At 40.0% G+C, this 11,874-nt stretch carries 12 protein-coding genes and 1 tRNA gene; 7 read left to right on the top strand and 6 right to left on the bottom strand.

The genetic code is table 11. The annotated features are described in order from the left end of the window. The 5 genes from ASJ81_RS22585 to ASJ81_RS04640 all read right to left on the bottom strand — a co-directional run. Positions 1-1,261, bottom strand: a 1,261-nt coding sequence (locus ASJ81_RS22585; RefSeq protein ID WP_170943193.1) for a PKD domain-containing protein, incomplete at its 3' end; no start/stop codon positions are given. Between the two features lie 611 nt (positions 1,262-1,872). Further along, positions 1,873-1,947 (bottom strand) — tRNA-Pro (locus ASJ81_RS04625). 171 nt (positions 1,948-2,118) lie between these two features. Beyond that, positions 2,119-2,670 carry a UbiX family flavin prenyltransferase gene (locus ASJ81_RS04630; protein WP_095643464.1) on the bottom strand — a complete coding sequence of 184 codons (552 nt, stop codon included), beginning with the start codon at positions 2,668-2,670 and terminating at the stop codon, positions 2,119-2,121. Positions 2,671-2,715: 45 nt separating this feature from the next. Next, positions 2,716-3,111: a prenylated flavin chaperone LpdD gene (gene lpdD / locus ASJ81_RS04635; protein ID WP_095643465.1), complete on the bottom strand. Its 396-nt coding sequence runs from the start codon at positions 3,109-3,111 to the stop codon at positions 2,716-2,718. A 117-nt stretch (positions 3,112-3,228) separates the two neighbouring features. Next, positions 3,229-4,425, bottom strand: a complete 1,197-nt coding sequence (locus ASJ81_RS04640; RefSeq protein WP_095643466.1) for an HD domain-containing protein — start codon at positions 4,423-4,425, stop codon at positions 3,229-3,231. A gap of 114 nt (positions 4,426-4,539) precedes the next feature. Between ASJ81_RS04640 and cofD the strand changes: the two genes are divergently transcribed. Next, positions 4,540-5,469, top strand: coding sequence for a 2-phospho-L-lactate transferase (gene cofD, locus ASJ81_RS04645; RefSeq protein ID WP_095643467.1), 930 nt, complete (start codon positions 4,540-4,542; stop codon positions 5,467-5,469). Between the two features lie 110 nt (positions 5,470-5,579). Here cofD and ASJ81_RS04650 read toward each other — a convergent pair whose 3' ends face one another. Beyond that, positions 5,580-5,792: a hypothetical protein gene (locus ASJ81_RS04650; RefSeq protein WP_170943194.1), complete on the bottom strand. Its 213-nt coding sequence runs from the start codon at positions 5,790-5,792 to the stop codon at positions 5,580-5,582. Between the two features lie 211 nt (positions 5,793-6,003). Here ASJ81_RS04650 and ASJ81_RS04655 point away from each other — a divergent pair, with 211 nt between their 5' ends. From ASJ81_RS04655 to ASJ81_RS04680, 6 genes are all read left to right on the top strand, one after another. Continuing rightward, the gene (locus tag ASJ81_RS04655; RefSeq protein ID WP_245859797.1) at positions 6,004-7,086 is read left to right on the top strand and encodes an FmdE family protein; all 1,083 of its coding nucleotides are present in this window, start codon (positions 6,004-6,006) and stop codon (positions 7,084-7,086) included. 366 nt (positions 7,087-7,452) lie between these two features. Then, a complete protein-coding gene (gene hpt, locus ASJ81_RS04660; RefSeq protein ID WP_095643469.1) occupies positions 7,453-8,025 on the top strand; it encodes a hypoxanthine/guanine phosphoribosyltransferase in 573 nt (190 codons plus the stop codon). Next, positions 8,006-9,013, top strand: coding sequence for a diphthamide biosynthesis enzyme Dph2 (gene dph2 / locus ASJ81_RS04665; RefSeq protein ID WP_095643470.1), 1,008 nt, complete (start codon positions 8,006-8,008; stop codon positions 9,011-9,013). Before hpt ends, dph2 begins: the two co-directional genes overlap by 20 nt. Positions 9,014-9,250: 237 nt before the next feature. After that, positions 9,251-9,844, top strand: a complete 594-nt coding sequence (locus ASJ81_RS04670) for an METTL5 family protein (protein WP_095643471.1) — start codon at positions 9,251-9,253, stop codon at positions 9,842-9,844. 307 nt (positions 9,845-10,151) lie between these two features. After that, positions 10,152-11,111, top strand: a complete 960-nt coding sequence (locus tag ASJ81_RS04675; protein ID WP_095643472.1) for an exosome complex RNA-binding protein Csl4 — start codon at positions 10,152-10,154, stop codon at positions 11,109-11,111. Positions 11,112-11,190: 79 nt separating this feature from the next. Continuing rightward, on the top strand, positions 11,191-11,469 hold the full coding sequence (locus ASJ81_RS04680) for a DNA-directed RNA polymerase subunit L (protein WP_095643473.1): 279 nt from the start codon (positions 11,191-11,193) through the stop codon (positions 11,467-11,469). Positions 11,470-11,874: the final 405 nt, after the last annotated feature.

Below are 11,874 nucleotides of genomic sequence, written 5' to 3' on the forward strand. Positions count from 1 at the left end.
TTCCTTTCGCATTCTTCACTGTTAAGCTAACAGTATATTTTCCTGCTTTACTGTAGGTATATGCAGGATTTTTAACTGTTGAAGTTTTTCCATCTCCAAAGTTCCATTTCCAGCTAGTAGGGACGTTTGAGCTTTTATCCGTGAACTTGACTTTCAATGGCGCATTTCCTGAAGTTGGAGATGCAGAGAAACCAGCAACAGGTTTGTTTCCGTTTTCTAAAGTAAGAGTGTATATACCCCGATCTCCTCCCCTCTCAGAGTAAAAAGCAATTTTTTTGCCATCAGGACTCCACTCTGGGTACGAATCCCTTGCTGAATCCGTTGTTAACTGCACTTTGTTTTTCCCATCTGCATCCATGACCCATATATCTTCATTTCCACTTTTGTCAGACATATATACAATTTTTTTGCCATCAGGTGAAAAAATAGGAGAATAATCATATGCCGAATCTGATGTGAGTTGAGTTTTTCCGGTTCCATCAATTTTTATGGTATAAATGTCTGATTTTCCATTTTCATCGGAATAGTACACGATTTTTTTACCATCCGGGGACCATACTTCTGATTGCCAGGATTGGGTTTGTTGTAATATGCTCCCATTAGTTAGATAATAACCACTATTTTGATTCAAACTTTGGACGTAAATTTCAGTTGGATACTCCCAGTCCCAGTTCGTACATAATATCTTTGACGCATCAGGTGACACGGCAATTGCGCCATTAACATAAACATCAATTTCATGGTTGTTTGAGCCGTCTGAATTAATTTCATAAAGCGAACCCATATTATCAACGCCACTAACATAGGCTATTTTTGAACCTGAAGGAAACCAGGTATATGTATAGAAAAACAAATTATATACTGGATCTAATAATTGAGTTTTCTTAGTTCCGTTTGCGTTCATTAGATATACGCTATACGTTCCAGGTCCCATTTCATCTGTATTATAATAGTATGAAATCTTACTTCCATCTGGAGACCATGCATAGCCGGCTGTGCCTGTATCGGATGCCAGTTTCTTTTCTCCTGAACCATCTGAAGATACTTTGTATAGATTTGCCTCATAACTTCCTGCACCCTTTGCGAAAAGGATTTCTTTCCCGTTTGGAGACCAAACGGGATGTGAATCAGATGCGACATTGGATGCAACCTTCGTTAACTTTCCAGCCCCTAAGGTATCAGCTACTGCTACATTTGATGCCATAAGTACCAGGAAAGTAAAAACTATTGACAGACAAATTAATTTTGGATCAATTTTCACTATATACCCTCCTTTCAACAAGTACAAGTACTCTTATTTTCATAGAACTCTGAGAGTCAGATCATTTTGTTCTTTCAGTAAAGAGACAATTTTTAACATGATATCTACTTACGAGTTTTCGGCACTGCTTTTTATCCCAATTATAATGATTAAATACGGTTTTGAAACCGCCTGTTAAACTGCATTTCCCATTTTTTAGTTTAATATAAAATAAAATTAATAAGTAAAAATCAGAATAAACATTTAAACATTTACATTTTGTTCAAAAATTTTATAAAAATTTTCTATTTGATATAGTATTGGTAGTGAATTGGCTTTAATAATGCAATTAACGTAGAAATTTCAACTAACGTGGACATGAAAAATAACATATGACTTCAAAATAACAACTAGGTGCACCTAAAATAAAAAACTAAAATATAAATTCGTTACTGAAAATTGCAAACTAAACAATTATATTTAAATTTACCCAAAAAGTAGATTTTCTATTTTGCGAAATTGGTCAATGACACATTCAACTATATAAAATAGTATGGGAGATACATATATAAGGAAAGCAGCACAAACTTAAAAAACAACTCTAATAAAAAACGATTTAAAAAATATATAAATGGGATAGCGCGGATTTGAACCGCGGTCCAAGCGTCCCAAACGCTCGAGGATGGACCAAGCTACCCTACTATCCCAAGGGTACTTCCCTTCAAACGATATTATCCTTTATATAGCTTTCGTTAGAACATGGATCTGTCATGCTATCTCTAATAACTTTTTATGGAAAAATCAAAACTCCTTTTATCTGAAAACTCTTTCGGTCTGATCTTTCCTGAATAAATTTTGAATTTTTTCTGAGACTGTTTTTACTTCCAGCGTCGATAAATCTCGTTTTCTATCCCGAGCAGGTCAAGTGTCCTTCCTACCATGGTATCTATCAGGTCTTCAAGGGTTCTGGGCCGTGAATAAAAGCCAGGGCAGGCTGGAAGGATGCTTGCTCCTGCTTTTTTAGCCCTGAGCATATTTTCGATGTGTATAAGGTTAAGCGGAGTTTCTCGGGTCATCAGGATAAGTTTTCTTTCCTCTTTGAGGCAGACGTCTGCAGCTCTTGTAAGAAGAGTATCTGATACCCCATTTGCCACGGCTGCAAGAGTTTTCATGCTGCACGGAGCGATAACCATTCCCCCTGTTCTGTATGAACCACTAGCGATTGGTGCTGAAAAATCTTTCTGGGCATAGCTCCAGGTTGCAAGTTTTTCCACTGCTTCGGGGGTGTAATCAGTCTCAATCCTTATTATCTGGCTTGCGGCATCCGTCAAAACCAGATGGGTTTTAATTCCTTTTTCCGCCAGTACCTCAAGAAGGCGAATTCCATACTGGACCCCTGAGGCTCCACTGATTCCTACTGCTATCTCCATTTTATCCTGCCGTTAGTGTTCCTGCTGGTAACTCACTATTCATCTCTATGCATTATTCAAATCGTTATTTTGCCTTCCCAGTTCGTCTTCTTTTTCGTAAAAGGCAATGAAACTTTCTATCATTTCACCAGCGACTGAGACTATATCTTTTATTTCTTCAGGGCTAATATTATCTTTGTGTATTCCGACAACAAATACCGAGGTCTTCCTTGTGGCCCTGCTAACCTGCCTTGCCCCGTCCAGGGCAAGATATTCCTCCCGGTGCCCAGGCATTGTTATCACCGATGAACTTGCTCTCTGGCTTTTCTCATCAAAAAGTCCTACGGCAACAGCTCCCACATGTTCTTCTCCACCTGTGAGAGTCAGCATGTAGTCTCTCCCTACCTTTTTCGCATCAAGTACAATCTCAACTTTCCCCACTTTCCGTTTAATCTGAAACAAATTCCTACCTCGGTCCTTAAAATTTCAAGGAAAATCCATTTTTCCTTTAAGCTTCCATAAATTTTTCTTCTTTATATATCCTTTTTTAAATTTACTTTTATTCTATTCCACTCTACTTTAGAGATCACTCAATTTAAACTGTTTAAGGGGTTTTTTAACGTCAAAATAGTCTCTTGCCGCTTTTCCCACGACTTCGCAGTACTCTTTCGGGCTATATACTCCCATTCTCCAGTTATCCATTTGTGCTTCCTGCAAGATAGATACAAAATGGGAAGCTTCGTTAAGTGGGATCATTTTATGATCAGTTTTTATCATGGCCTGCATTTCCAGCATTTCGGGTGTCTTAGGAATATCTACAAGCACAAACTCAGAATCAACACCAGCAAGTTCTGCAATTTCTTTTTCAACTCTTCTGATCCGGTCGCGGTGCCTCAGTACGGCTTTTCCTACATCTGCCAGGCCTACATATAAGGCCCGTTTATAGAGTTTACGGGCGTCCAGCATCCTTGCAAGTTCTCCTGCATATCCGGTTGCGTTTCTCATGGATGCAACAAGGTCTATATCGTCCATGTACCTCAGCCTGAACGGGTCAAGTTCGTTATTCTCAATCATATACTCCACTGCTCTGGAACACATAGCTTCCGAAATCCTGGTTACGTGATGATAGTAAACCGATGTGTTCATCCATAAACGTGATACAAGAAGTGATTCGGCAGCCTTTAACCCACCGTAATCCACAACGAGCCTATCCTCGTAAAAATTCATCTGTTTTATCAAACGATTGTAATCCACAACGCCAAAGGCTACACCTGTGTAATGGGCATCCCGAACAAGATAGTCCATTCGGTCTACGTCAATCTCACTGCTAAGGATCTGCCCTAGAGAAGTTTCTCCTTTTATGTGTTTTACTAGATTTCCAGAAGAAATTCCATATTTGTTCAGGATTTCTCTAATCTCTCCTTTTCCCAGGATTTCCTTTACATCCTCATGTCTGCGCCGCGTGTATTTGTCAATGATGTTTTCGGTAACGTGAGAAAAAGGTCCATGACCTACGTCGTGAAGAAGAGCAGCAGCTTTTATTTCGGTTTTCTTGTCCTCTTCAATCGAGTCCAGACTTCTGGTTAGCATGGAGGCAAGATGCATTGTTCCAAGCGAGTGTTCAAAACGCGAATGATTTGCTCCCGGGTAGACGAGGTTTGAAAACCCAAGCTGTCTTACCCTTCTCAGGCGCTGCATCTGAGGGGCAGAAAGAAGATCCTGAACTAAATCATCCAGCTCGATGTAACCATGTACGGGATCAAGGACAACCTTCATTATTCTTTAGACAGATTTCATTATATATTGTTGTTACTACTACTTTGATACTGTATATTTTGCAGAAACCCCTGCTACCCGAAAGTTTAAAAGAAAGCCGGATATGGTATTATCATGATTATATTTTCAGGCGGTACCGGAACTCCCAAGCTCCTTGACGGACTCAAGGAAATCCTCCCAGCAGAGGAAATGACTGTTGTTGTAAACACTGCCGAAGACCTATGGGTTTCGGGGAATCTGATTTGTCCTGACCTGGACACAGTAATCTACCTGTTCTCAGACCAGATCGATCGAAAAAGATGGTGGGGCATAAAAGACGACACTTTTCTGACTTATGAACGTATGCAGAAACTGGGCATCACTGAAGGCATGAAGCTTGGGGACTGTGACAGAGCAACCCATATAATTCGCTCGAACTTTATCCGGAATGGAATATCTCTTACAGATGCGACCTTAGAGCTTGCGTCCATTTTCGGAATTGATGCAAAGATTTTACCTATGTCTGACGATCCAGTTTCCACTTATATAGAAACTCCTGAGACCATCCTGCATTTCCAGGATTTCTGGATAGAGAAACACGGAGAACCTGAGGTGCTGGGTGTTGATATAACTGGGGTCTCCGAAGCTTCAATCTCTCCAAAGGTGCTAGAAGCCCTTGAAAACGACGACAAGGTGCTTATAGGGCCAAGTAACCCGATTACGAGTATAGGACCTATCATTTCCCTACCGGGCATGAAAGGTTTACTGCAAAAGAAAAAGGTCGTTGCAGTCAGTCCGATAATTGGCAATGCCCCTGTAAGCGGCCCTGCCGGGAAACTCATGCAGGCCTGCGGGCTTGAAGTCTCTTCAATGGGAGTTGCGGAATATTATCAGGACTTCCTTGACGTTTTTGTCTTCGATGAGCGGGATCCGGCGGACGAATTCGCGTTTGAGAAACTTGGATGTCATGCTTCCCGAGCTGACACTCTCATGACCTCAACTGAAAAAAGCAAGGAGCTGGCAGAGTTAGTAGTAGGGTTGTTTGATACTATTGTCTGTCCTTAATTTTCTGTTTTAATACGTTTATTAATTTTCCACTATTTTTTATTTTTGCCAAACTACATTAGTTTTTGCTAATTGTTTCTATTACTTCTTTATTCTCTTCAAACTTCTTTTCAATATTGTGTCCCTCTTGCTATTTTATCTTGCTTACTATTTATTTTGTTTATCTGATCTTGCTTACTATCTATTTTGTTTACTATTTTATCGCTTACTATTTTATCTTGCTTACTATTTATTTTGTTTATCTGATCTTGCTTACTATCTATTTTGTTTACTATTTTATCGCTTACTATTATATCTTGCTTATTTCTCAACTTATATTTCATTTTATATATATTTCCTAATTTATTATCAGTGTTAACCAAATCCGAAAGTTTTATGTAACACAATTGTTTATTTTTTTAATACTAAAAATTACAAGAAACAAATTTTATCTTATTTCTTAAATACCGTTTTCTGGCAAGTAATATTCTTCTGGCCGGATTATGAAAGTATGGTTTAACTATTATGGAAAAAATCATGATAGGAGAAGGTGTGATGAATACAAAGATAATAAAAAATAAGTTCACTTATCTCATTTTCCTTACTGCCCTTATTTTTTCCCTTGGAGCTGTTCCAGGGATGGCAGCTGAAGGTTGTAACTCAAATTTGATGGCTCAGGTCTTTTCTGCAGCTGAAGCAGATCTTGGAGCTGTTGGACCGCAAAACACACTTGTTATTACGGATATAGGCTCTCCTGAAGAGTCCTACGTTTTCCTGGACGATTTCTACTCAGAGTTTTATAGCAGGGATCTTCTATACACAAAAAATCTCCTCACTGTCCAGAACTCAAGGAACAGCCCTCTGTGGTTTGCGTTTTTCAATAAATGCAGCGGGAAATGTACTTATATCGAGGTTTCCTCTGAAAACGAAAGTAATATTAGCTACAAGGTAACGGAAAACATTAAATTTAGTAAGCTTTCGAAAACCAACGAATCAAGAGCTGCATGGAATGAAAAGGTAAACAATTCGGTATTTAACGGACGCGAGTTTGCTATTCTTACTATTTCAAACGCCTGGGCTACCGGGAAGCTTGATTATGAACTAATGCAGTGCCTTGAAGTGCACAACCATTTCTGTCCCGGAGTTTCCAGCGGTTATGTGCTTGCAAACTGGATGGAAGAAAATTATCCGCTTAAGGAAGGCGTGAGTTACACGGTTTTCTCCTGTCCTAACTGGTGCAAAGAAGATGTTTTCGTAAAGCGCTGGGACACAACCCCAGGCAAAGGAGGGATCTGGGTCTCTACATTAACCGATAACGAAACCGAAGCTCTAGGAGGTTCTCCTGCAGGTATTTTCGTGGTCACGGATAAAAATGCCGGAACTATGAAAGCAGTAGTACTTGGGTTTGACTTTGATGTTGTCAATGCGAACTCCGGTGTAAAAGCCGATGATCCGGGATGGGTCTCGAAATATTTAGCTGACCTCTGGCTAATGGATAAGGAAAACTGGGACACACAGGGGCTTGTCTCTGTAATTTCAGTGAAGGATATTGATGCCGATACCCTGAGCAAAATGAAGCAGGCAGATAACAATCCTTATGTGGTTCTCGGGCTGCTTAATTCGACAGAGAATAATTAATCCCTTGAAAAATTGAGCTAGCAGAACAGGCAATTAAACTAAATAATTTACACCTACACAAAAAGTTTAATCAGGTATGTTTGAGGATTCCAGTAATCCTCATATCTGTCTCTTTCTCTTCCTTTTTTATTTTTCTTTTCCGATATTTTCCTGAAATTCATCTACTCTTTTCCTGGCTGCTCGAATCTTCGGTTTTTTGACTATTAAGTGAATCTAAATTTAGGACAAGATTATAGAATTCTTTATTACCTAAGTACAATTTCTTATTAATAGCACAGGATTCTTTATTATCAGAGCAGGATTCCTTATTAATAACATGATTATTACTTAGAGAGATATCGCAACAGCCAAAAAAGAGTTAATACCATGCTTGAAAAACTGAAAACCTCACTCATTAATTCTCCTGTGATCAAGCGAGGAGAATATAATTACTTTATCCATCCGATTTCTGATGGTGTGCCATCCATAGACCCCCATATGGTTGAAGAAATCGCCGAATATATCCTTCAGATTACTGACATCAAAAAAGTTGACACTATTCTTACCATAGAGGCAATGGGTATTCCTGTAGCAAATGCCCTTTCTCTGAAAACGGGAATTCCTTTGACAATTGTTCGAAAGCGTCCTTATTTCCTTGAAGGAGAAGTAGAACTGTCTCAGAGTACAGGGTATTCGAAAGGGGCTCTCTACATAAACGGGCTCAAGAGAGGCGACAGAGTGATTATTGTGGACGACGTCATCAGTACTGGCGGAACGCTGATAGCACTCGTAAAAGCCCTGAAAACAATGGGCGTGGAGATTCTGGATGTAATTTCCGTTATTGGTCGAGGAACCGGCTATTTGCAATTAAATGAGGTAGGGGTTGAACCCAAAATCCTCGTTACAATTGACGTGAGTGAGAAAGGCGTGGAGATCAAGAATGTCTTTGGCAACGAGTGATGCTTTTGACTTAAGGCCTGATTATGTTATCAGTGTAATAAATAAACTGGGCGCAAAAATTGTAGGTTTCCAGTTTCCTGAAGGGCTTAAAAGAAAAGGTCCGGAGCTTGCAAAAAAAGTTGAAGAAGCCACCGGAGCTGAGATTCTCATCTCAGGAGATCCATGTTTTGGGGCATGTGACCTGGATAAAACTTTACTTGATCAGGTTGATATTCTTTTTCACTTCGGGCATGCTGAACTTGAGGATACGAAATTTTCCGAGAAAGTCTATTTCATAGAAACGCGTTCTGCAGTTGACATCCGGCCGGTTGTTGAAAAGTCTGTTCCTGAACTTAAGGGGCAGGTTATAGGACTGATTACTACTGTCCAGCATGTCCATAAACTCCCTGAAGCCTGTGCTGTCCTGGAGGCAAATGGAAAGACCTGCGTAATAGGGCATGGGGATTCCAGGCTCGCATATCCTGGTCAGGTGCTTGGCTGCAATTTTTCGACAGCAAGGGATGAGGTCTGTGATGAATATCTTTATATCGGAAGCGGAGACTTCCATCCTCTAGGTGTAGCTCTTTCCACAAAAAAGCGAGTTCTTGCAGCCGATCCTTTTTCCGGGGAAGTTCGCGAAGTAGACCCTTCAAGAATCCTCCGCCAGCGGAGTGCGGTAATTGCAAAGTCTCTGGATGCGAAGGTTTTCGGGATAATTATCTCGAGCAAAAATGGGCAGGAAAGAATGGAGCTGGCCTTCTCTTTAAAAGCGCTTGCGAAAAAGCACGGAAAAGAGGCACACCTTATCCTGATTGACCTTGTCACTCCGGATCAGCTTCTTCAATTCAAAGTGGATGCTTTCGTTAATACCGCCTGCCCAAGGCTTGCAATCGATGAGGTTGGGCGTTTTCCCTCTCCTATGCTTACACCCCAGGAATTTGAAATAGTACTTGGAGAACGGGAATGGGAAAGCCTTGTGCTCGATGAGATTACCGAGGAGTCAGTATAACTTTTTACTGTTGGTTATGTTCAGGGAATATGTTAATTTCAGGGAATATGTTAATTTCAGAGAATAAGTTCAGGTTTAGATAATAAGTTCAGGTTTAGATAATAAGTTCAGGTTTAGATAATAAGTTCAGGTTTAGATAATAAGTTCAGGTTTAGATAAAGTAAAAGTCTAAACATCAAGTCAAAATATATAAATAAAAAATTAAAATTATATAAATAGAAAACTTCAGTCGATGAAATGAAACAGAGAAAACTTGAGATGCTCCTTGAAGAACTGGAAGACTTTTCCAGTCCTGAACTTGAGCTGGAGCAGTACCAGACACCTCCTCTTTTAGCTGCGGAAATTCTTCATTTTGCTTATATGCAGGGAGATCTTGATGACTCGGTGCAGGATCTGGGATGTGGTACCGGAATCCTTGCAATCGGGGCGAAGCTTCTGGGAGCCAGAAAGGTTGTGGGGTATGATACGGATTCAAAAGCACTTGATACCGCAAAAGATAATGCCCGAAAACTTGGAGTAGAGGTCGAGTTTGTATTATCAGACATTGCCGATATTAAAGAGTGCGTAAAAACCACGGTTATGAACCCTCCTTTCGGGGCAAGAGTGAAAGGTAGAGACAGACCTTTCCTTTCGTTAGCATTAAGAACAAGTGAAGTAATATATTCAATTCACAACCGCGGAAGCCTTGCTTTTATCCAAAAGTTCATTAAGCCTGCAGTCATTACACATTCCTACGTTGCAAAATTCCCTATAAAACGAACCTTTGATTTCCATAAAAAAGAACGAGAGGTTATTGAGGTTGAGATCTATAGAATTAAGGTCTCCGGATAATTCAGGACGCAAATACCGTTTAAAGCATCAGATTTTATAGCATCAGTGCAGGATTTTATTTCAAAAGGCGAGCTATAACACTGCTTATAATAAGTATGCCTGTGTATTACCAAACTATACGATGCGTCAATAGGGGCAAAAGTGGCAGATAATAGGAACATGATAATTTATCTCCTCTATTGAGGTTGGTTATCTGTCAATTGAATGTACCAGTATCTAACTGAATGGTTACCAGCATCTCATATTATTGATAGTTATTGTGATTACGATTTATATCGACTACTAACGATAGTCCAAATGAGGGATCATGATTAGAATTAGAAAAAGTAAAACTACGAGAAAGAAATTGACTGGCCCGAATGAAGGAAAGCCGGTTGCTGAAAATGTAACTCAAATTACTTCCGAAAGCAGGGATCAACTCAAAGGTCAGTCTAGAGAGCAGTTTAAGACCCAGCCCAGGGAACAGGTTAAAAATCAACCAAGGGAGCAGTCCAGAGATCAACATAAGATCCAATCAAGAGATCACTTCAGGGGACATCCCAGAGACCAGTTTAAAGGTCAGCCCAGAGATCAGTCAAAGGATCAGTTCAGGGGAGACCAGGGCAAGAAACGAAGGTTCCCGTACCAGAAAAAAGGCTCCAGGGAAAGATCGGATACGTCTGAACCCAGAGCTCCCTACGAAGCTGAGACTCCGGAAGAAGAACTTGAAAAAGGAGGTTTTGTGCTTCCTGGAGAGCTTGTTGGAACTACTGAAGAGTTCAAATCCGGGGAAGGAACAACAGTGTCTGCCGGAGATATTTACTCTACAGCTACCGGAAACGTAATTATCGACAGGAAAGCAAGAGTAGTCTCGGTCAGGCCACGCACGCTCACTCCGAATATTCTTAAAGTAGGGGATATTATCTATGGAAAGATAACTGATGTGCGCGAATCCGGGGCAATGGTGGAAGTTGCAGGAATTGAAGGCAAAGAAGACAGGGAAATTGTCAGTGTGCGTTCGGGAGACGTCCATGTATCGAATGTGCGGGACTCTTACGTTAAGAGACTTTCAGATGAGTTCAGACCTTCTGATATCATTCGGGCCAGGGTTCTCGACACTGAGAGAATGCGCCTGACAACAGCTGAAGATTCCCTTGGAGTTGTAAAAGCCTATTGTTCAAACTGCAAAGGAGAACTCGTGCTTGAAGGGAAAAAGCTTAAATGCCCAGTCTGCAATATGACCGAAACTCGCAAAATCTCAACCGAGTATGGGAAAGGGGTAAAGTAATTCTTTCTCCTGCAGGTATGGGTTTCTGCACAATAAATTATCAATAAGTTATATTACTCACAATTACAGGTGGTCACCAATGGAACTGAACATTCTCTCCAAAACAGACAATGAGCTTGAAGTTGAGCTCAAAGGCGAGACGCATACCCTTCTAAATATGCTTAAGGATCTTCTTATTAAAGACCAAAGGGTTGAGATTGCCTATTATGATATGAAGTACGTAAGTATCAGTGACCCGATCCTTTATATCAAAACCGATGGTACAAACCCGATTGAGGTACTAAAGGATGCTGCTTCAAAAATAATTGCTCAGTGCGACGAATTTACTGATGTCTTTGGCAAGGCAGTAAACGCCTGAAATTTGAAAAACGGTTGTATAACGTCTTTTAAAGGCGTTTTGCTTTCTTTTTCCGGTAAATCCGGAGTTTTTCAAGCAGGGAGCTCTTGATAATCATTGAGGAGCCTTTGCTATCTTCAAATTTTAGAGACCTTTGGAATACTTTTTTATGAATCGATGTGTATCCAGAATAAAAGAGATCAGAATAAAAGAGATCTTAAACGCAAAAGTAGGGTAAAAGCACTAAACAGGATTGAGTAGTTTCGATTCTTTTATTTCAAAGACTCTGTCCATATCACAGCTTAATAATCATAACTAACCTGTAGATAATATTGAGGTTAATCTGTAGATAATATTGAGGTTAATCTAACTAATATTGAAGTTAATCTGTAGATAATATTGAAGTTAATCTGTAGATAATATTGA

This window comes from Methanosarcina spelaei, from assembly GCF_002287235.1.
Lineage (GTDB): Archaea > Halobacteriota > Methanosarcinia > Methanosarcinales > Methanosarcinaceae > Methanosarcina > Methanosarcina spelaei.